The sequence below is a fragment of the Tolypothrix sp. PCC 7601 genome (assembly GCF_025677855.1).
In the GTDB taxonomy this organism is placed as follows: Bacteria; Cyanobacteriota; Cyanobacteriia; order Cyanobacteriales; family Nostocaceae; genus Aulosira; species Aulosira diplosiphon.
In genome coordinates, this window is record NZ_CP064879.1 from 7897577 (window position 1) to 7918478 (window position 20902).

The window sequence follows — 20902 nt, forward strand, 5'->3', positions numbered from 1 at the left end:
ATTTCTTGTAAATCCCTAAGGTAGGATGCGTTAATAACGCATCCTACATTGCAAAATTACATCACAAGTAATACTCAAATTTGAGACAGTAGACGCTGCTGAAATTGCTTGGCTTTGCTTGGTTCGGGGATTTCTGCCGCTAACATTTTTATGAGTTCCGCACGAGAAATTCTTTCAGAAGATTTGGCAACTTTTTTCACAATAAAAGTAGCTATTGGCCCAATAATTTCAGCTAATTTATGTTCGCATTGACATAAAAAGCTTGCAGAAATAGATTGTTCATCTGTATCTGAAGAATTGACAGGTAAATTCTTTGGTGTGGATTGAACTTCAGATTGAACCCAAGATTTCTTGATTACCAAGTTTGGTTGCTGGTTTAACTCAATTGAATTATCTGGCTCACGATGTACAGATAGTTTATCTATAACTTCCTGATGATTAAACATTGGTAATATTGAATTATTTTCAGATAATTCTGATGCCAATATTTCGATAAGTTCTTCTTGAGAAATATCAGGGTAAGATTGCAACAGCTTGTGAACTAAGAAATCAGCTATTGGGCCGATGAATTCAGCCAAAGCCTGTACAACTTGAATAATAAATTTGTGATTGCAGAGTGAATGCTCCGGCTCAATTTCTGCCTCATCAATTGACAACGGAGATGGAAACATGATTTTTTGTTCCCAATCAAAGCTTTCCTGTCCTTCATTCTCTGCAATGGGAACTGTATCAGGTAACTCTAAATTTAAATTTTGTTGGGGAATTATTCGCAGTAAAGTTGTATCCAGTGATTTTAAATCAAACTCTAATGCAGAAAGTTCTTGAATTCGAGTTGTCTCAGTGATTTGTAAATTAAATTCTTCTGTGACGTAAGCCTCTGCAATTGAAGTTTGATTGGCAGTTTGTAAACTATATTCTGGTTCTGGGCTTGGCTGTCTATGAACTTTCTCCTGTTCCAAAGGCAAATTAACCACAATCCAACAGCCATATCCCGGTTCTGTATCAATATTAAAATTACCTTTTAAAGCTGATACCCGTTCTTGCATTCCTTGCAGTCCAAATCCACTGCGGTTTTGCGAAATTTTGAATCCTTTGCCGTTGTCTTGGATGATCAGGGACAAATTTTCCCAGGTGTGAGTGAGATTAATCTCTACTTTTGTGGCTTCTGCATATTTACAAATATTTGTCAAAGCTTCTTGGATGATTCTGTAGAGAGTTTTAGCTACTTCTGGGGCTAAAGATGCAGGTATGTCAATATTGGTAGCAGGTACAATACCTGTAACGTGATAAAAATTTTGAATTAAAGAATCGATCAGCTCGGTTAACGGCTGTTCTAGAGGTACAACCTCGCGCATACTTTTGACAGTTTGGCGCACTTCTTGAATAGCGATCGCACCTAGTCGTTGAGCTTCTAGTAAATACTTTTCCGCTAGGGTATGATCGATATTCCAAAGTTTGTGCGCTGTTTGTAGCTGCACATTGAGAGTTGTCAGGGCGTTCCCCAAGGAATCATGAATTTCACGAGCAATGCGTTTACGTTCTTGCACTGCTGCTAAGTCTTCTATTTGCAGGAGATTTTGCAGCATTTGCTCACGGGCTATTGATATATCGCTATGATTCTCAGATACCACGGTATCCACCCACTGCAATAATATATGGTGACAGGCTACATACTTGCATCAGTGGCTACAGCGCATTTTCCTGATTTCTGTAACTATTGTTTACTTAGCGTTGCTGAATGCAAAAAGCAGTAGCTAAATACTATTATTAAACATTGGTTTAAATATACTCAGTGTAAATATTTATTGCCGACATCAGCCGCAGAGGAGATAGATTTGCGTTCAGGCGATCGCACTTTGAGTATTGTTAGGTCAATCAATTTGTTGCCTTGATAACTTTTGCTTGATGTAGAGGCTTGCAGGAGTGTAGGCTAGTGGGTGTCAACTTAACGTGAAACCCGCTCTTGTGCAAGGTTTCGCCCTCACCCCCAGCCCCTCTCCCACAGGTTGAGGGGAGCCAGAGATTTAGTTCCCCTTCTCCTGCGGGAGAAGGGGTTAGGGGATGAGGGCGCGAGGTATTTGTACAACGCCCGCCCTATATTGCTTTTAGCTTAAGTTGACACCAATGAGGCTAGTGGCGGCAGGCTATCACATCTTTTATTACTGGTAGCATTTTGTCTAATCAGACATGATATGAAAGGATGCTTGTGTCATAGAGGTTAGTACGGTGTCTTTCATTGAAAATGCAAACTCTGCTGCCAAAGAAGTCATGGATCAGATCGATCCAAGGTTATCTGTTAAGTATGCAACCGTGATTGAATTTCTCTGTGATAACCCAAATATGGCTGCTGCTGGACGTAGTAAAGACAGTTCCGAAATTGGAACCCTTAATTATATAAAGGCGCAAGCTTGGAATTTTAAAAAAGGTCGAGAGCAGAAAACTCCCGAACCACCAAAAACTATTCCTGATGAAATGGTGGGAATTATATTAAATCAGTATTTTAATGTTCCTGCGGATGAAATTCAAAAAGCAAAAGAATGGCATCTCCTTTCTATGGGTGCTGAAAATTTAGTTGGTGACCTTCTGGAAAGATACATAGCACATACTCTAGAAGATGAAGGTTGGGTATGGTGTTCAGGTTCGGTAGTTAGATCTGTAGATTTCATCTATCGTGACGAACAAAGACAATGGCAATCGTTACAAGTAAAAAACCGAGATAATTCTGAAAACTCCTCATCATCAGCAATTAGAAACGGAACACCTATCAAGAAATGGCATAGAACGTTTTCTAAAAAGCAAGGGGACAATTGGAAAAATTTTCCATTAACAACACCACATAACTTATCGGAAGAAAATTTCCAAAAGTTTGTCGAAAATTATTTGCAAAATCTGAAAAATATCATGTCTAACGATTGAACGATTTATGTAATTTATTTAAAACACTCGATGCCTGACAACGGTTTATCCTCTAAATTATGTTTGATGATGGTGGTAGAGGTTTTTTTCTCCCAGGAGATATCATCATTATTTTTATATCTTGAAAATGGAAAGTCTTGTGGAGGATGCTGGAATTGCCCACTCATATGAGTGAGAATTGTTTTACCTATTGCTTCTCCTAAACCCACAGGAACGGCGTTACCAATTTGCCGATATTGGTCGATGATTGAGCCATATACTATCCAGTTATCAGGAAATTGTTGAATACGCTTATATTCTTGGACGCTTAAAGGTCGATTGAGTACTGGATGGCAAATATCTGTTGCAGGCATAGCCGGATGGGTGACTAGGGTACAACTCGGCTTGTCCCAGGAAAGCCTTCTCAAAAACCCAGTTTTACCTCCTCCAGCATAGTAGGATTTTCCCAGTGCTTTCTTCTGCATCTCAAGAGGAAGGTGTTTCCAGTACTGTCCTTCTTGAAGCATTCGGTAATATACAAGTCTATTCTCTGGAAAATTCACGTACAATGCTTCTTCTTCTGGAATATTGCTGATTGCATCACGTAAAGTTTGCCAGGGTGGTAGTCCAAAACTACCATTTTCTGAATGGGTTGGGTAAAGGTAAGGAACCTTACCGCCATCGCGATGGCAAATCATCACAACCCTTTCTCTGACTTGGGGAACTCCATAATTGGCTGTGTTGTATAGATTAAAGCTGATATCGTATCCTCCCTGACGAAGAAGATTGATGATATGAAGTAAAGCACCTCCTGGTAATTCATCTATGCTCAAGGGGGGGTTATTTTCTCCTCGTTCTGCATGAGGTCGATGTTTTAGGGGTGCAGAAAGAAGACCACGAACATTTTCTATAACGGCGTATTTAGGCTTAATATCAAGAATTATTTCTATAAATTTTAAGAATACATTACCGCGTTTATCATTAAATCCACGGCGCGCACCCGCAGTTGAAAATGCTTGACATGGTGGTCCCCCAACAATAATATCAACCTCGTTTTTTGATATTCCTGCATATTCAAGAATTTCATCTGTTGTATAAGATGAAATATCTCCAATCAGAGCTATCTCCGGTCGGTTAGATATTATTGTTTTGCGACAATATTTGTCCACTTCGCACCCAAGAACAACTTCTATTCCTGATTTTTCTAAACCGAGATCAAGTCCCATTGCACCCGAAAAGAAAGATAGTGCTTTAATGCCTTTCCCGTGTTTTTTCTTGCTTTTGCGATCAGATGGATCATTAGTTTCTAACTTCGCTTGATAAGATTCTATGGAATCTGACATAATCACCCAGGTTTTACCAACTTGCTGACCAACGAGTATACCTTCTCGGAGCAAAGAGCGAATTCTTTGCTCAGAAAAGCCAAGTTTACAAGCGGCTTCTTTTGTGGATAGATATGGAACTTCCATACTTTCTCAGTCGAAACTTTTTTCATACCATAAGTAATACTATCTCAAAGATCATGTCAAACTGCTACCTAAGAGATAAAGTGTTGATAGTTGGCGGTTGACTGTTAAGAGAGATTCAACCCCATTGTGTGATTTATCCCTTGATGACTTAGCTGAAAAGGCAAGTTAAATTTTTGCAGGGCGATGCATTAACAATGTAGGGCGATGCATTAACAATGTAGGGCGATGCATTAACAATGTAGGGCGATGCATTAACAATGTAGGGCAATACATTAACAATGTAAGGCGATACATTGGCATTGTAGGGCAATGCATTAACGATGTAACCCCATGCATTAACATTGCATCAGGTGGCGTTAAGATAGCACGGCGATGTTTCGCCAAAATACCAGATGCTAATAAATCCAATACTACAAGGGATAGCATTTTGAACTCAAAATAGCTTTTGGGAAAAAGGTTAAAGGTTAAGGGTGAAAGGTGGTTTCTTTCCCTTTTCCCATTCCCCTTTTTCCCCTTCACCGAAAATGATTAGTACTAAATCCATCAAGCCATATTCAGTACTTTCCGCAAGAGCGCTTGGTCTTCTAACTTGACTTTTAAACGCCCATTTTCAATATCGCGAATCCAGCTTTGGCTTTTACCTGTCAACTTTGCCAATTCTCGCTGGGAGAGGTTGAGATTTTTTCGCGCTGCTAAAATCTGTTCGCCAAGTAAGTCGCTTGTGGTTTTGGGTTTTCTTTTGCTTCTATTAACGTTACGCCGTGATTTTTTGTCGGAGTCTGAGCTTTGTTGCTCCCATTCTGTCGGTAACTCAAAGGATAAAATCCGCGCATTCATCAGCAGATTCCATTTACCACGGGGGCCTGTGTCTGTTAGCCGGGTGTCGCCATTACCATCGTTTGTCCAAAATTCTAAGGCTGCTTCTGGATCTTCGGGGACATCAATTAACTTTGCCCATAATGGTTGAATTTCTATCGGGTAAGTAACTGGATCAAATATAGGTTTAATGCCATAGTGATTAAGCATTTCCAAGTCGCTTTCAAAGGTTCGCAGCAGACGTTTGCGTTCTTCTCGTTGTCTGGATGCTGAGGTGACTTTTGCTTCACCGTAAGCTACACGTAGCAAAGTAGGGACAGTAATGCGTTGTTCTCGCCCCATTTTGGTTTTAAACAGCAACCACAGCATCAGTCTGGCTGCGCCTTCATGTTGTTGCCAAATGCTCATAATAGTTGTGAGCAGGGTTTTTGGCAAAATACCATATTGATAGAAGGCGGTGCGTTCTTTACATGCTTGTTTATTTAAGAAATGCTGCGCCCAAATTCCCGCTTTAACTTTAAAAGTCAACCCCACTAAGTATTTGCATCCTTGCTTATCTTCTTGAAAGTGGTGTTCAATATCTACTAAATGCCATAAGCGGGTTCCAGCGACGGAGAAGCCATTAACTCTCCCTTGTTGGGGCCAGTCTATGGAAATAATTAGTGAGCAAGCTTGCTGCACTATGTTTTTCATTAAAGCTAGCTTGGCATTTTTGCTTAGGTCTTTGCGTTTTTCTAGTCCTAAATATTTCTCTAGTTGGCGTTCGTCAATGGAAAACTCTTGTTCCCAAGGTTGTTCTACTGCTGTAGCATGAGCTGCAAAAATCAGATGGATGCAAGTGGCTCTAATATCTAAAGCCTCAATTGCAGCAATGTCTGTAGTGCGAGTACTGTTATTTAATGCATCTTGGATATGAAATGCGATCGCACCTCTACCTTGATTAACTTGTCTACTATAGGATAAATACCCAGCTTCATCGATTTCCCAATGTAAGGAAGTACGCTGTGCTAGGACGTTACAAGCTTCCCAAATCACAATCGCTGAAGCAAAGGCGTTATTTTTACCATTAGAAAATAAATCTGGACTGGTAGCATCTCTTGGTTCTACTTTACATCTCCCCTTTTTTGCTTGCCACGGAATTGGTGATTTGATCGGACAGGCGGCTACACATTGCGGTTCGGGATAATAACCCTCACAATCGTTACAAAGACAAGGATCGATCCAATATTCATTGTTTTCGATTTTGATTGCACCCGTCGGACATTGGGGTCGGCAATTGTCACATCCAACGCAACTGTTGTTAGGAATTGTATACGGCATAATGCACTTCCAACTATACTCGTTGAGATGTTTGGCTCAAGTCTCCCCAGGATGTACCCTCTCTTTGAATGAGATTCACGACTCGCCACCAACTTATTTTGCTAACAAGAAAATTGTTTCTTGTTGGAGAAATTGCATCCATTTGGAAGCTATTTAAGGCTGTTCGCCTGAGCCTCTTGTTCAGCTATTACGCGCTTAAATTGGATATTGATTTGTCAGGGTCGTCATTGCTCATTCGTCCTTTGTCAACACAAATAACTAATGACTAATAACCAATGACAGCCTTAATGCATAAATTTACAATTCAGACGCGCCATAATTTATTTCTTTATTAACTATAATTTTCATAATCATATTGAGAAATTTGTTCACAATGAGCTTAGAACTGGTTTTTAGCAACTTTAGTTTTAGAGACTCAGAAGATAGATTTTCTTTGACCTTAAAATCTTAGCCAAACTGTTTTACTCGAACATCAGACCTTACTTTTAATGGTATTCAACTTATTTATTAATAATTTTAATATTTTACATTACTTTATGGTCTGCAATCATGATTACAGTTCTTTTCGTAAATCAAGTTTGCCAGATAATTTGGTTTAATGTGCAATAATCACATTCATTTTATTTAAATTTGTATCAACTGCTAATTTCAGATTATGGTAAAAAGATTGGGATAATAACTATTTTAGTTGTCTGGGCGATCGCTTTCAATATTCAAGCCATCTGTATCTCTCAACACTGTTATCTCAAGGTTTTCTGATTCAGCAAAAAAATCTTGATTTGACAAGGGCATAAATTGTATAAATACCACGCTTATATACTCATAAAAAAATCAGTTAGTTGATTTTATATTTTATTAATAACTGTATTTGGCTGATGGATTTACAGCAGCAGAACCACATGAGACTGTGCTAACTCACTTGATTTCAAGGTTTATTTATCAAAGTATAAAAGTAGGACAAAGATAATTCGATAATCATAGTTGGCAAAATATTGCAATTAAAAAAGTCAATAAACAAACAAGTAATACTTGATATAAGTCATAAAACTTTGATGATGCAAAAAACATTGTTTATTAGCAAAAATAGACTATTAAGATTAAGTTAGGATAACGATTAAAGCACAAACATATTTGTAGGCACAATTGCCGAGGATTTATTCATGGCACAACTAACAGGATTGACCTTTGGAGGTAAAACTTGGACTCCCAAATTCGCCCAATCAATTGATAAGGATAAATGTATCGGCTGTGGCAGATGCATGAAAGCCTGCGGGTATAGTGTGCTTGATTTGAAAGCGCTCAACGAAGAAGGCGAATTTGTTGAAGATGAAGATGATGAAGAAATTGAACGCAAGGTAATGGTTGTTGCTAACCCCGACAACTGTATTGGTTGCGAAGCTTGCTCTCGTATTTGTCCTAAAAATTGCTACACCCACGCTCCATTAAATAATTAATTATGAATTCGTAATTCGTAATTCGTAATTGCTGTTCAGATCCCCGACTTCTTCAAGAAGTCGGGGATCTAAATCTTTTCAAGTAACATTTTATCTACTGTTAACTAGGGTGTGATTGAATACTATGTAGTTATTTATGCTTTGCTACAAGAGATTTTGAATCGAAATTGGCAAAAAGTTCGTAGTAAACAATATTGTAAATTGCAAACTGTTATCTATTAACAAATCCATAATTGCGGCTCAGACAGTTAAATTAATATTAGAGCCAAAAGCGCTAGCCATGAATAGCTTTTGGTACAAATCATAGTATTTTTTATCATAAAAACAAAGATATTGTTTTAATTTTTTGGGGGAAAGGATGTGAAGACATTTGGAAAATTTTCCCAATTTTTATAGGGGTAAGTTACAAACATAATGAGAGACAAAATGGGGACTGGGGACTAGGGACTGGGGACTGGTGACTAGGGACTGGGGAATGTGAGAAATTAATTTCTAATCTCTAGTACCCAGTACCCAATACTCAATCCCCGATCCCCAATCCCAGCATTTACAGAGCAGGTAGTATGTATGGAACAAATTCCTGTTTCACTATGGACTCTGGTTGCTGGCATTATTGTGACAGCAATCAGCATTTGGATTGGTAATAACCATTCTCTACTGCCGGTAGAAGCATCGCTGCAAGCGCCTTTGGTAGATGGTTTTTTCAATATCATGTTTACCATTGCGATCGCTCTTTTCTTGGTAGTAGAAGGAACGATTGTAATTTTCTTGATTAAGTACCGCCGCCGTCGGGGAGATAATACCGATGGTGCGCCGGTTGAAGGTAACGTTCCCCTAGAAATTTTTTGGACTGCAATCCCAACGCTGATTGTAGTTTGTTTGGGCATCTACAGTGTAGATGTGTTTAACCGGATGGGAGGTTTGGAGCCGGCTGGACATCCTCATGGTGCGGCTCATGTGGCTGAGATGAAAGGGAGTGCGATCGCAGCTACTCTGGATAATTCATTAGCATCTACAGCAGCGCCTACCATCGGTATTGGTGCAACATCCACAACCCAAGATAAAGCAGCCGATTTAGTTGTGAATGTGACTGGGATGCAGTTTGCTTGGTTGTTTGACTATCCCAAGGAAGGAGTTTCCACTGGGGAATTACACGTACCTATTGGTGCTGATGTGCAACTCAACCTGTCAGCACAGGATGTAATTCACTCATTTTGGGTGCCACAATTTCGGGTGAAACAAGATGCAATCCCCGGAATACCAACACAATTGCGTTTCGTAGCCACCAAAACAGGTACATATCCCATCGTTTGTACAGAACTGTGTGGTGGTTATCACGGCTCAATGCGATCGCAAGTCATTGTCCACACACCCGAAGAGTATGAAAGCTGGCTAACAGAAAGCCAAGTTGCTCAAAAGCAAGATTTGCATCAAGCAATTGCAGTGAATCCAGCCGATTTATCCCCATCAGAGTTTCTCGCCCCCCACGTCAAAGATTTGGGAGTGAATGCAGCAACTCTAGAGTCAATGGTCATTAGTCATTAGTCATTGGTTATTGGTCATTAGTCACTAGTCATTGGTTATTGGTCATTGGATCAAAGACAAACCACAAAGGACAAAGGACAAAGCGCAAAGTCGGAGCGCCGGCTACCGGCGATCAGAACTTTGTAAGAGAGGACAAACCACAAATGACAAACCACAAATGACAAAGGACAAAGCGCAAAGTCGGAGCGCCGGCTACCGGCGATCAGAACTTTGTAAGAGAGGACAAACCACAAATGACAAAAGTAAAATCTCCTCAGAATACGCCACCAGATAAGAATCAGTCGCAAACTCTGGCGGTTGCTCATACTTCTCACCCCAAAGCGTGGAAATTGCGGGACTACTTCACATTTAACGTCGATCACAAGGTAATTGGGATTCAATACCTAGTGACGGCGTTTGTGTTCTATCTCATCGGTGGCTTGATGGCGATGGCTATCCGTGTGGAGTTAGCAACACCAGAAGCAGATTTGCTCGACCCCAATCTGTACAACGCTTTCATGACAAATCACGGAACGATCATGATTTTCTTGTGGATCGTTCCTAGCGCCATTGGGGGATTTGGTAACTTCCTAGTACCGTTGATGATTGGTGCTAGAGATATGGCTTTCCCCAAACTGAATGCGATCGCCTTTTGGTTAAACCCCCCAGCAGGTTTATTACTGCTAGTTAGTTTTATCTTTGGCGGTTCGCAATCTGGTTGGACAGCTTACCCACCCTTAAGTTTAGTTACAGCACCCATCGCTCAAAGTCTGTGGATTTTGGCGATTGTGTTGGTGGGAACTTCCTCAATTTTGGGTTCATTGAACTTTGTCATTACCATTTTGATGATGAAGGTTCCCAGCATGAAATGGGATCAACTACCTTTGTTCTGCTGGGCAATTTTAGCTACTTCCGTACTAGCACTTGTATCTACACCTGTGTTAGCAGCTGGTTTAGTGCTGTTATTGTTTGACCTCAACTTTGGTACTTCCTTCTTTAAACCAGATGCAGGCGGTAATGTTGTCCTTTATCAACATCTGTTCTGGTTCTATTCTCACCCGGCAGTATATCTAATGATTCTGCCTATCTTCGGTATTATGTCCGAAGTGATTCCCGTTCACGCCCGCAAACCAATTTTCGGATATAAAGCGATCGCTTATTCTAGCTTGGCAATCTGCGTTGTCGGTTTATTCGTTTGGGTACACCACATGTTTACCAGTGGTACACCCGGCTGGATGCGGATGTTTTTCACCATCTCTACCCTACTCGTTGCCGTTCCTACTGGCGTAAAGATTTTCGGTTGGGTAGCTACCTTGTGGCGCGGTAAGATTCGCTTTACCAGTGCCATGCTGTTTGCGATCGGCTTATTGTCCATGTTTGTCATGGGCGGTTTAAGCGGCGTGACAATGGGAACAGCCCCCTTTGATGTTCATGTCCACGACACATATTATGTAGTGGGACACTTCCACTATGTCCTATTTGGCGGTTCTGTATTTGGGATTTACGCCGGGATTTATCACTGGTTCCCCAAAATGACCGGACGGAAACTCAATGAAGTTTGGGGACGCATTCACTTTGGCCTCACCTTCATCGGTACTAACCTCACATTCTTACCGATGCACGAGTTAGGTTTGCAGGGAATGCCTCGTAGAGTGGCAATGTACGATCCCCAGTTTATTGATCTTAATCAGATTTGTACCGTTGGTTCCATCATCTTAGGAATTTCCGTGATTCCCTTCACCATCAACATCATCCAAAGCTGGATGAAAGGGCCTTTGGCAGGTGATAACCCTTGGGAAGCTTTGACCTTAGAATGGACAACCAGCTCACCACCAGCCATTGAAAACTGGGAAGTATTGCCCGTTGTTACCCACGGCCCTTACGACTACGGTCATAGCGATAGTGTGCCAGTCGCTACCTCAGAAGTTAGCGCTTAGGGATTAGGGACTAGGGACTAGGGATTAGGGACTAGGGACTAGGGACTAGGGATTAGGGACTAGGGACTAGGAGGAGAAATTTTGATGTTCATAGCATCTATCTGTAAATAGACCATGCACGCTGTAGGCGCATAGTATTGCTCATTGGTCAACTTAACACCAAACCCGCTTTGTGCAAAGGTTTCGCCCTCACCCCCAGCCCCTCTCCCACCAGGAGAGGGGAGCAAGAGATTCAATTCCCCTTCTCCCTGAGGGAGAAGGGGTTAGGGGATGAGGGCGCGAGGGATTTGTACAACACCCGCCGTATATAGCTTTTAGCTGCAAGTTGACACAGTTGAGCAATGCTGTGCCCTGAATGTGGTTTAAATACGTGAAAACTACCTCAAAGAAACGCTTACGCCTGATTCCTGCTGGAATTTTGAATTCCGCGTAGCGTTACTAGCCCCTTCTCAATACTACAAGGGATAGCGTTTTGAACTCAAAATGGGTTTTGGGGAAAAGGTTAAGGGTTAAGGGTTAAAGGTTTTTTCTTTCCCTTTTCCCATTCCCCTTTTTCCCTTTAACCGACAAGTATTGAGTTCCTTGTTTGTATGCAATTCATGACCACTACATAAATAATATGACCATCGCAACAACGAGCGAACATCACCAAGAACATCATCCAGATTTACGAGTTTGGGGATTGTTGACTTTTCTAGTTTCCGAATCCCTAATGTTTGGGGGATTTTTTGCTACTTACTTGTACTTGAGAGGTGGCGCAGCAGTTTGGCCTCCCGAAGGTACAGAAGTAGAGTTATTTTTACCTGCTATGAATACCATCATTCTGGTGTCTAGCAGTTTCGTGATTCACCTGGGTGATGTAGCGATTAAAAAGAATAGCGTCAACGGAATGCGGTTTTGGTACATCCTCACCGCAATCATGGGCGCAATTTTCTTAGCTGGGCAGGTTTACGAGTACGCCACATTAGGATACGGCCTAACTACCAACATCTTCGCCAACTGCTTTTATTTAATGACAGGTTTCCACGGTTTACACGTATTTGTGGGACTGTTATTAATCTTAGGTGTGTTGTGGCGATCGCGCCGCGAAGGTCATTATTCTGCTACCAAACATACTGGCATTGAAATGGCAGAAATTTACTGGCACTTCGTAGACATCATTTGGATTATTCTCTTCACTTTAGTGTACATTCTCACTTTATTCTAAGGGACTGGGTATTAGAGACTGGGGACTGGGTACTAGGAATTTTAGATTTTGGATTTTAGATTTTGGATTTTAGATTTAAACTCAATCCAAAATTGAATTGCCCAATCCCCAATCCCCAGTACCCAGTACCCAATCCCTAAAGGAGATAATTATGCAAGTTGATACTAATAAATTCTCATGGTTTCAAGTTCCAGAGGATGTCAAAGAGTTACTAATATTAGCTGCACAGACTTGGGAAAACACATCTGAATCTGAGAAATATATGCAACAAGCTGTTGCTAAAACTGGCGAAAATACAGATGTTTTAGTAGCAGCATATAGGTACTTTTATTACAAAAATAATTATTTATTAGCGCTGCAAACAACAAGGCAATTATTAGATAAAATTGAAGAAGCAGAAAAATTTCCTGATGACTGGGAACAACTCCAACCGATTTTAGTTAGTCGGAAAGAAGACCCGCAAATCAGGCTATATTTGAATGCTTATGCTGCTTCCGGATTAGTATTAGCCAAACTCGGAGATATCGAGCAGGCTAAAATCATCAGCACCAGAGTTAAGGAGATAGACAACAAAAACGATTTTGGCTCAGGAATTCTCCTAGATATTCTCACCCGTCCACCAGAAGAAGACGATTAAAGTTCGTAGTTTGTAGTTCGTAATTCGTAATTAAGATTTAACTTGGACATTCTTTTGTGAAGGCTGTCCAGGATTAAGAGTCAAAACTGTATCTTGACCTAATTGTGGATATTGTCTCAAAAATCCACATCAAATTTTGTCACTTCTATACATTGCAATAAAAATTACGAATTACGAATTACGAATTAGTAATTATTTGGTCACTCCAATGAATAATTATTTATCTAATAACTTCACTTCCTTATCTGCCATTCGGACACCTAGCTTGATTCCGCCGCCTCTAATTACTAATCCATCTCTTCCAACTCTTACTCCTATTAATCTTCCTGCTCCCGTAATCCCGCAAAATTCATTTCGATTGACGGTTTAAAATTTATGCAAGGTAGGGATTTTCTTGTAACTGGGGATGGCAAGTTACAACTGTGTAAATCTGCGAGAGCATGGGATTTTCTACGTGAGAATTATCGTCTTTATCGGTTTTTAACTGAGGTAGAAGATGTTCTTAATGATGTGGAAGATGAATCAAGCCGGCTACCAGAATTAAGAATGCTGGTTAGACGCTTGATTGTGAATTCCTACTGGGTACGTAGCCAATATTTAGAACCTGAAGTGAAAACAGGAACCTCTGTTTTACTTATGTATGATGAATTGGGCTTTCCTTTAACAGTGCAAACAGTCACATTTGCACCAGGGACATTATCCACAATTCATAATCATGGAACCTGGGGAATTGTTGCTATCTTAAAAGGTGAAGAAAAGAATACAATCTGGCGGCGAAATCCTAACCCCGATGCTGAACATAAATTAGAGGCTACGACAGAAGTTAATCTATTACCAGGAGATATTATTAGTTTTACTCCTGATGCAATTCATTGTGTGGAAGCAGTAGGTGATGAACCAACTGTGACTTTTAACGTCTATGGCGAAACCGATTCCAAAGAAAGATTTGAGTTTGATCCAGTGACTCATATTGCTAAAAAGTTTTAGAATTTACTCCGCAATTGAACTCACAAAACTCTGCGTAAATCTGAGTTTAAAATGACTAATCTCATCACAGATATAACCAGGAGATGATTCAATGGCTAAAGTAATTTTTTATGAAAAACCAGGCTGTAAAGGTGGTACTCGGCAAAAAGTTTTGCTGACAGCCGCAGGCCATGAAGTTGTACCACAAAGCTTATTAACAGAACCTTGGACAGCCGAAAGATTACGTTCATTTTTTGGCGATCGCCCCGTAGCGGAATGGTTTAATCGCAGTTCGCCCAGGGTAAAATCTGGAGAGGTGGTTCCCGAAAAGCTGGATGCAAACACCGCTTTATCCTTGATGCTGCAAGATCCGCTATTAATTCGCCGTCCGTTACTAGAAGTAGGCGATCGCCGAGAGGTAGGATTTGAAGTAGATAAAATAGACGCTTGGATTGGTTTACAGCCAGTCGATGAATCCTTCCGCGCAATGGCTGAAAATCTGATGGGTAAAGATTTACAAGGGTGCGTGGGTGGAAATCATGACCACCATCACGAAGGTGGTTGTAAAGGTCATCATCAAAACGAAGCTAGCTGTAGCCATTAAATACAGCAGATTCGATGTTTATGAGGTACAGCAACTAATTGAAAAAAGTAATGAGTAATAAGTAGTGAATAATAAGTAAATTTCCTACTCATTACTCATGATGTACCTCACTTACTTCAAAAGTGCTGTAAGTTAATAGTGAATTTGATAACTGTTAAATGTACCGTCCCTAGCCGAATTGCAAAGGGACGTTTTTGTGTGACGTGTTTTTGGATGTTGGGTTTCCTTACATCAACCTAATACCAATGCAAATAATGTTTGCGACACATCAATATATTCTAGAGGGCAAGGCAATGCCTTGCCCCTACTATCTGTCGCCTTCTTTTTTCAAATTGGTATAACCTTGTTGTGCCCGAGGAATTTGTAATGTATATTTCAAAAAATAGTACAAATCGGCGTAAATAGCGCAAAGTTGGCGGTGTCGGTTTCCGTCCCGCCAAACTTTGTAAGAGAAACAGACCATCTGTAATTGCTAAAAGGCTTGTGCTATAACTATTCTTTCTTTTTACTTTTTACTTTTGCCTTGTTTTACTAGTTTGCATGACTAAAGCTTGAATTAAGTAGTCCAGCAAAATAATTTAATGTTGCTGGATAATTCTTAATTAATTCTTGGGTTTTGAGTTCGGTTTCAGATAAACTTTCTTGGTGTGCTTGATGTGTTTCTAAATTTTCTTGCCAAGTTAAATTTTCAATACCAAGTAGTTTGGCTAGCGCATTGGTTGTGGCTGGATAATTAAACAGAAATTCTCGGATTTTTAACTCATTTTCGCTGAGTGTTGGTGCAGCCTCAACTCGATTGACTTGTTCTTTAATTTCAAGTTGCGGTTTCGACCAGGCGGGAACCCAGTGATTGAAGCCAGATAAGTTTTTGGGGAAATTATTTGAGGCTTCTTTAATTAATGCTTGGAGAATTTGGGCATGGGGTCGCAGCTTGAGAATTAACCCTGGTAGCCAAGGTAATAAAATTTTATCGGGAACTGTGGCAAATAATTTACTCAAAAGTTCGACAACGAATTTACTAATTCTGGGTGCAAATGTCAGAGATAAGATAAATCCATTTAAGTATTCAGGGAAAGATTTAATTAACATTTCGTTGTTAATCACATCATTGAAGAATTCCCGAATTTCTTCTAGTTTTCTTAATGTGAGTAACCATTCCGTTGTCCACAATAAACCAATTTTGGCGGGGTCATCTAAACCTTGGCTAGATTGTTTAACACCGATTAATAATTGACTGCGGTTACAACCAAGAGATAGCGCCAAACTTTCCAAGGTGAAAATAAAATTCAACATCCCGGCGATTTGTTCGGGGGTGGTTCCCCTATCTGCAAAGGCTTGGGGTAGTAAGGTGGCGTAATGTCCGTAACCTGTGGTAACAAAACGCTCTATCCATTGTGGTAAGCCTGTGGGTGTGGCGCGGTAATAGTGTACTAACCTGCGGACTCGTTCAAATACTTGCGGTGCATCGCTGACACCTGTTTCTTGTTTGAGGAGAGAAATCGCGTGTTCTCCGAGTTCTTGGGTAAGTCGCAAACTCCGCGCGTATAAAATGCTATCTTCTGTGGCTTTGAGAACCTCGCTGGTTTTGGCTTGGGGAGAGAAAGCTGTTTGTTTAAGGCGCTGTTCTAAAACTTGCTCGATGCTAACTCCTTCATAACCAAGCATAATGAGATGGCGTTGGTATTTACCGATGCGAATTTCCCAAGATTCTTGAATTGGTTTGGAACCAAGACTGCGATCGCCTATAATTGGCTTGACAATCGTATCACCGGATAAATAGTACAATCGCCACAGCACATCGGAACATGGTAGAAGTTCCGGCTGTTGTTTGAAATCCATTAAGGCGCGTTGGTTGGTTTGTGCAAGTAAGTTGACTCCTAAAGGTTGAAGTCTGTCATACACATCTTGCGCTAGGGGAGGTAAAGAAGCGTAACCAACCGTACCAATGCGATCGCCTCCGAGTAAAATTTGGCAAAGTTGGTAAATATTGCGTTTTTTGGGAGTACGGTCTTTTTCTAAGCAGGTAATAGCTGCGTCTTGAAAATCGTAGGGTGTGGGATGCATTCGATTTCGCATCCCAGCTAACAGCATTGAGGTTTGATAGATGGCGATAGAATCGGCGGTACTGGCTAAATAGGCATTTTTTCGCGCTAATCCAACAATATCAGCACACCATTGTAATAATTGTTCGGTATCGGCTTTGGCTAATTCTGGGGGACGAGTTAAAAAGGCGGTGAGGTTGGAATTTGTCGCTGTAACAGGAACTGGCTTTGTTTTAGCTGCTTTTTCTTCTTTATTCAGCGAAAATCCCTTTAATCCCGTAACCTTGAGATTCTTTTTCCAAGTTGCTTCTGCTAGGGATACCGTACCTGCTGGGTGATGAAATTGGTATTCAATAGCCGCAAAACTAGAAGGAATTAAACCATATAACCATTTGGTTTGGGTGCGTTCTGGAATTTCCCAGAGATGATTATTAGTCACGCTATATTCTGCCACATCGCTAGCGGAGTGCGCTGCACCACATATATAGATAGCTTCCGATGGTGCAATATTATGTGCCGCCATGTGTTTTTTCATGGAAGTCCACATATAGCGTTCGCGCTGACGGTCGATTTCGATATCTTTGTTGCGGGTTCCTAAACGGCGCATTAAGCTACCGATGAGAAACATGACTTGGCGGTAGGTTTGGTAGTCTGCGCCAATAATTGCTGTTTCTACATATTCATCCCACCATTCCGAAAAGTGGCGGGTATTGGAGTTTCGCAGTAAAAAACTTAAAAATTGGTCGAAAGTGGGGACGAGACTACCTACTTCTACACCAACTGCTGAACCATGCATTTTGGCTTCATCGCTGGGAGGTTCTTCCGATTCTTCAGCAACTTTAGTATCAGGGGGTTCCCATTGAAAGACAAAATCCACCGCCCTATCTACAAATACTAGCTGAGTTTCGGGATGTTGGAGAGCAAATGCGATCGCTTGATATTCTGCGGAAGCTTCGGTAATCGGTGCAACCACACTCAACGGCATGATTGTCGGCGAAAAATGCTCAGATTCAGCAGCGAAGGCTTGTAAAGCAACGGGTAATTTACAATCGCGGAGATTTTCCACGGTGTTTTGTAAGTCTTCGCACAGTTCCAAGTAAATGACTTTCGGTGGTTTTTCCCGTAACCGTCGCACCATCTGTAAGGCGGAGGATGGGGAGTGATGACATACGGGGAATATTTCTAGGGGTTCGCTGCTGGCTTTTTCTACGTCTTGGATTAAAGCCGTTAGCATTTCGCTTAAAGGTTGAGCATCGGTAGCGAATTTTTCCGCCGCGTTGAGGAGTTGTTCTTGGAGTGCGTTGAATGCAGTTGGGAGAGTAACCATAATTAATTCGTAATTCGTAGTTCGTAATTCGTAATTAAGAGATTCAAATTATATTTAGGGTTTTAATGTGCTATTTTTTGGGGAATTTTAGATAATGCGTAAATAAATAAAGTTAACTTGTGGGGTTTGTCATTTGTCTTTTGTGGGTAGGCGTGTTATTGATTCTCCATAATATAAATACAACCCATGTCAGAATCGGAGGCTTTATGTCACTGACAGTTGAAGATTTAGAGAAAATGCAGCAACAGTACCCCGACTATCGCATGGAATTAGTTAAAGGTAATGTTATTGTCATGAGTCCATCAGGATACGAATCAGATGAAGTTGCTGCTACAATCGTGTCCTATTTATACAACTGGGTGAAACCGCGTAAGCTAGGCAGAATAACAGCTTCTAGCGCTGGTTTTAGATTGCCAAACTCAGATGTGCGCGCACCAGATGCTTCATTTGTTTTAGCCGAACGTTTGCGTCGCAGTCCCAAATCTTTTGCTCAATTGGCTCCTGATTTAATTGTTAAAGTTAAGTCTCCCAGCGATAATTTAGAGGATATCAGAGGGAAGATTCAAGAATTTCTGAGTTTGGGAACTAAAGTCGGAATTTTGCTGAATCCCGATGAGCAAATTGTGGAAGTTTACAATGTGGGAAAAGAGGTAATAGTACTGCACAATGGCGATGTACTAACGGTTCCCGAACTGCTTCCAGGTTGGGAAGTAGCAGTTTCAGATTTATGGCCTGTAGAGTTTGATTGAGAAGGCATCCGCATCGTTTCTACCAATTTATACCTGATTTTCTATGACGATTGAGCTAAATTTTCTCTTACCCATTGCCGCACATGACGAATTAAACTTGTTTCACCCATCGTTAAACTTAATTCCAAAAACTTCATCAACACAGCAGCATTAAACATCGGTAACACTAACGACATTTCACAGGGTTGATAGTCATTATTAACTAAACTCAAAATTGTCAAAATATCACGATCAAAACGCCATACTTCCGGCACACCCAACGCCGCATAAATCCCCATACGATTCATTGAACTACTGGTACTATCAACCTCAATTGCCAAATCTGGGGGTGGGTCAATTGTCAAATCAATTACATCTTTACCACGCACAGCTAACTCATTTTGAATGTAATAACATTCATCTGGTTCTAAACCCTTGCGTAAATCTTCTCTTGTCCAAGTTGTAGAACCTAAACTACGAATTTCAATTCCTAATTCTTCTGTAGTAACTTCAACAAAACGACCAAGTAATTTCTTAAAAGTTTCGTGTGGTGGTAGCGGCATCATAATCTCCAACGTGCCATCATCATAAGTTAGTCGCGTTCCTGGTTGTGACTCCAAATCTCGCACTAAATTCTGATATGTATCCCAGTTAATGCCTTGAAGTATGGTAATGTTTGTAGGTAATGATTTTGCCAAAGGTGTATCGGAAGCGGCAATAGTCATAGTGTTCTCCTTTAGCTGTAAATATTCAGTTCTTTGAGATATTCACTCATCTTAACGCGCACCTCTGTTAGAGATTTATTGCTTAAAATAAACCCATCGCTTGTTTTCCACCTTCGAGAAAAGCTTCCCATTCACCTTTTTGTTCTTGACTGCGCTTCTCCACAACGGCGTGCCAAAATTGATTCATTACAGAAATATCTTCTGGTTGACGACGTACTAAAGTACCGACTAATGACTTGGCTAATGCACCCGCTTCTAAATTAGTCGCGCCAAAATACCGACTATGTAAAATCGCATCTTCTAATACACCGATTTGTTCGGCTGTAGAAAGCGCCGATTCTAAACGCTGGTCATCGGAACTAGCGGCGGCGCTGGTTTCGCGCAAGTCGGCAAAGGTCTGCAATAATACATCTAATAAGGTTGGCGGAACATCGACTTCAAAGCCGTGACGGTTCATTAATTCTTTGGTGCGGAACAGGATAATTTCTTTTTCCTGTTTCTTATTCGTCACCACCGGCATATGTACGAAATTAAACCGCCGTTTTAAGGCTGAAGAAAGTTCATTGACACCCCTGTCACGGCTGTTGGCTGTGGCGATGACATTAAATCCTGGTTGTGCAAAAGCGACGTTATCTGTCTTTAATTCTGGGATAGAAATATACTTTTCACTCAGTATAGATATCAGTGCATCTTGGACATCGGAAGTACAGCGTGTCAATTCCTCAAATCTGCCCATTGCACCGCTATGCATGGCGGTCATAATTGGTGAAGGTATCAAAGAATCGCGGGATTGACCAGCCGCAATTACCATCGCCACGTTCCAAGAATACTTAATTTGGTCTTCTGTAGTTCCCGCAGTTCCCTGAACTACATAGGTGGAATTCCCAGAAATCGCCGCCGCTAGTAATTCTGCTAACCAGCTTTTACCTGTACCGGGGTCACCAATTAACAGTAAACCACGGTCAGAAGCTAAAGTGACAATAGCACGTTCTGCGATCGCACTATCTCCGTACCATTTCTGCTCAATTTGTCTATCTAACTTTTGCGATGGGGTACTTCCTAATACAAAGGTGCGTACCATTTGCGGCGATAGTCGCCAAGAAAAGGGTTTTGTACCTTTATCAATTGAGGCTAAATATTCTAATTCTTCTGCATATTTCATTTCTGCTGGCTGTCTTAACATTACCTCTTTGCTAGCGCCATTTGTATTATTACTCTTAACCCTTGCCATTTTTATCTCCTAAAGTATTA

17 protein-coding genes are annotated in these 20902 nt (G+C 40.9%); 9 read left to right on the forward strand and 8 right to left on the reverse strand.

Features of this window, described 5'->3' with window-relative positions; genetic code table 11:
* Nucleotides 1-74 precede the first annotated feature (74 nt).
* Entirely contained in the window at nucleotides 75-1631 is a 1557-nt protein-coding gene (locus HG267_RS31960) for a sensor histidine kinase (protein WP_096621755.1), read from the reverse strand.
* A 595-nt stretch (nucleotides 1632-2226) separates the two neighbouring features.
* Between HG267_RS31960 and HG267_RS31965 the strand changes: the two genes are divergently transcribed.
* Entirely contained in the window at nucleotides 2227-2916 is a 690-nt protein-coding gene (locus HG267_RS31965) for a SinI family restriction endonuclease (RefSeq protein ID WP_071989461.1), read from the forward strand.
* 14 nt (nucleotides 2917-2930) lie between these two features.
* Here the strand turns inward: HG267_RS31965 and HG267_RS31970 are convergent, their stop codons facing one another.
* The 4 genes from HG267_RS31970 to HG267_RS31985 form a co-directional block, all read right to left on the reverse strand.
* Nucleotides 2931-4364, reverse strand: a complete 1434-nt coding sequence (locus HG267_RS31970; protein ID WP_045873085.1) for a DNA cytosine methyltransferase — start codon at nucleotides 4362-4364, stop codon at nucleotides 2931-2933.
* A 165-nt stretch (nucleotides 4365-4529) separates the two neighbouring features.
* A complete protein-coding gene (locus HG267_RS31975) occupies nucleotides 4530-4790 on the reverse strand; it encodes a hypothetical protein (RefSeq protein ID WP_155539520.1) in 261 nt (86 codons plus the stop codon).
* Between the two features lie 117 nt (nucleotides 4791-4907).
* The gene (locus HG267_RS31980; RefSeq protein WP_045873084.1) at nucleotides 4908-6500 is read right to left on the reverse strand and encodes a helix-turn-helix domain-containing protein; all 1593 of its coding nucleotides are present in this window, start codon (nucleotides 6498-6500) and stop codon (nucleotides 4908-4910) included.
* A 684-nt stretch (nucleotides 6501-7184) separates the two neighbouring features.
* A complete protein-coding gene (locus tag HG267_RS31985; protein WP_255325316.1) occupies nucleotides 7185-7310 on the reverse strand; it encodes a hypothetical protein in 126 nt (41 codons plus the stop codon).
* 350 nt (nucleotides 7311-7660) lie between these two features.
* On the opposite strand from HG267_RS31985, the gene fdxB reads away from it, so the two are divergent.
* The 7 genes from fdxB to HG267_RS32020 all read left to right on the forward strand — a co-directional run bounded on the left by fdxB (nucleotide 7661) and on the right by HG267_RS32020 (nucleotide 14829).
* The gene (gene fdxB / locus HG267_RS31990; RefSeq protein WP_045873083.1) at nucleotides 7661-7954 is read left to right on the forward strand and encodes a ferredoxin III, nif-specific; all 294 of its coding nucleotides are present in this window, start codon (nucleotides 7661-7663) and stop codon (nucleotides 7952-7954) included.
* 567 nt (nucleotides 7955-8521) lie between these two features.
* Nucleotides 8522-9499, forward strand: coding sequence for a cytochrome c oxidase subunit II (locus tag HG267_RS31995; protein WP_045873082.1), 978 nt, complete (start codon nucleotides 8522-8524; stop codon nucleotides 9497-9499).
* Between the two features lie 233 nt (nucleotides 9500-9732).
* Nucleotides 9733-11415, forward strand: a complete 1683-nt coding sequence (gene ctaD / locus HG267_RS32000; RefSeq protein WP_045873081.1) for a cytochrome c oxidase subunit I — start codon at nucleotides 9733-9735, stop codon at nucleotides 11413-11415.
* Nucleotides 11416-12034: 619 nt separating this feature from the next.
* Nucleotides 12035-12622, forward strand: a complete 588-nt coding sequence (locus HG267_RS32005; RefSeq protein ID WP_045873080.1) for a heme-copper oxidase subunit III — start codon at nucleotides 12035-12037, stop codon at nucleotides 12620-12622.
* 151 nt (nucleotides 12623-12773) lie between these two features.
* Complete coding sequence (locus HG267_RS32010) at nucleotides 12774-13259, forward strand: hypothetical protein (RefSeq protein ID WP_045873079.1); 486 nt, start codon at nucleotides 12774-12776, stop codon at nucleotides 13257-13259.
* Between the two features lie 375 nt (nucleotides 13260-13634).
* Nucleotides 13635-14246: a cupin gene (locus tag HG267_RS32015; RefSeq protein WP_045873078.1), complete on the forward strand. Its 612-nt coding sequence runs from the start codon at nucleotides 13635-13637 to the stop codon at nucleotides 14244-14246.
* 91 nt (nucleotides 14247-14337) lie between these two features.
* Nucleotides 14338-14829: an ArsC/Spx/MgsR family protein gene (locus tag HG267_RS32020; protein ID WP_045873077.1), complete on the forward strand. Its 492-nt coding sequence runs from the start codon at nucleotides 14338-14340 to the stop codon at nucleotides 14827-14829.
* 531 nt (nucleotides 14830-15360) lie between these two features.
* Here the strand turns inward: HG267_RS32020 and HG267_RS32025 are convergent.
* Nucleotides 15361-18198, reverse strand: a complete 2838-nt coding sequence (locus tag HG267_RS32025) for a DUF5682 family protein (protein WP_052335340.1) — start codon at nucleotides 18196-18198, stop codon at nucleotides 15361-15363.
* 206 nt (nucleotides 18199-18404) lie between these two features.
* Between HG267_RS32025 and HG267_RS32030 the strand changes: the two genes are divergently transcribed.
* Nucleotides 18405-18947, forward strand: a complete 543-nt coding sequence (locus tag HG267_RS32030) for a Uma2 family endonuclease (RefSeq protein WP_045873076.1) — start codon at nucleotides 18405-18407, stop codon at nucleotides 18945-18947.
* Nucleotides 18948-18988: 41 nt separating this feature from the next.
* Here the strand turns inward: HG267_RS32030 and HG267_RS32035 are convergent, their stop codons facing one another.
* Nucleotides 18989-19651: a Uma2 family endonuclease gene (locus HG267_RS32035; RefSeq protein ID WP_045873075.1), complete on the reverse strand. Its 663-nt coding sequence runs from the start codon at nucleotides 19649-19651 to the stop codon at nucleotides 18989-18991.
* An 82-nt stretch (nucleotides 19652-19733) separates the two neighbouring features.
* On the reverse strand, nucleotides 19734-20882 hold the full coding sequence (locus tag HG267_RS32040; RefSeq protein WP_228045555.1) for an ATP-binding protein: 1149 nt from the start codon (nucleotides 20880-20882) through the stop codon (nucleotides 19734-19736).
* Nucleotides 20883-20902: the final 20 nt, after the last annotated feature.

Bases quoted from the DNA above. Each gene is read 5' to 3' on its own strand.
- HG267_RS31970 (WP_045873085.1), bottom strand. From the start codon at position 4,364: ATGGAAGTTCCATATCTATCCACAAAAGAAGCCGCTTGTAAACTTGGC.
- HG267_RS31975 (WP_155539520.1), bottom strand. From the start codon at position 4,790: ATGCTATCCCTTGTAGTATTGGATTTATTAGCATCTGGTATTTTGGCG.
- HG267_RS31980 (WP_045873084.1), bottom strand. From the start codon at position 6,500: ATGCCGTATACAATTCCTAACAACAGTTGCGTTGGATGTGACAATTGC.
- fdxB (WP_045873083.1), top strand. From the start codon at position 7,661: ATGGCACAACTAACAGGATTGACCTTTGGAGGTAAAACTTGGACTCCC.
- HG267_RS31995 (WP_045873082.1), top strand. From the start codon at position 8,522: ATGGAACAAATTCCTGTTTCACTATGGACTCTGGTTGCTGGCATTATT.
- ctaD (WP_045873081.1), top strand. From the start codon at position 9,733: ATGACAAAAGTAAAATCTCCTCAGAATACGCCACCAGATAAGAATCAG.
- HG267_RS32005 (WP_045873080.1), top strand. From the start codon at position 12,035: ATGACCATCGCAACAACGAGCGAACATCACCAAGAACATCATCCAGAT.
- HG267_RS32010 (WP_045873079.1), top strand. From the start codon at position 12,774: ATGCAAGTTGATACTAATAAATTCTCATGGTTTCAAGTTCCAGAGGAT.
- HG267_RS32015 (WP_045873078.1), top strand. From the start codon at position 13,635: ATGCAAGGTAGGGATTTTCTTGTAACTGGGGATGGCAAGTTACAACTG.
- HG267_RS32020 (WP_045873077.1), top strand. From the start codon at position 14,338: ATGGCTAAAGTAATTTTTTATGAAAAACCAGGCTGTAAAGGTGGTACT.
- HG267_RS32025 (WP_052335340.1), bottom strand. From the start codon at position 18,198: ATGGTTACTCTCCCAACTGCATTCAACGCACTCCAAGAACAACTCCTC.
- HG267_RS32030 (WP_045873076.1), top strand. From the start codon at position 18,405: ATGTCACTGACAGTTGAAGATTTAGAGAAAATGCAGCAACAGTACCCC.
- HG267_RS32035 (WP_045873075.1), bottom strand. From the start codon at position 19,651: ATGACTATTGCCGCTTCCGATACACCTTTGGCAAAATCATTACCTACA.
- HG267_RS32040 (WP_228045555.1), bottom strand. From the start codon at position 20,882: ATGGCAAGGGTTAAGAGTAATAATACAAATGGCGCTAGCAAAGAGGTA.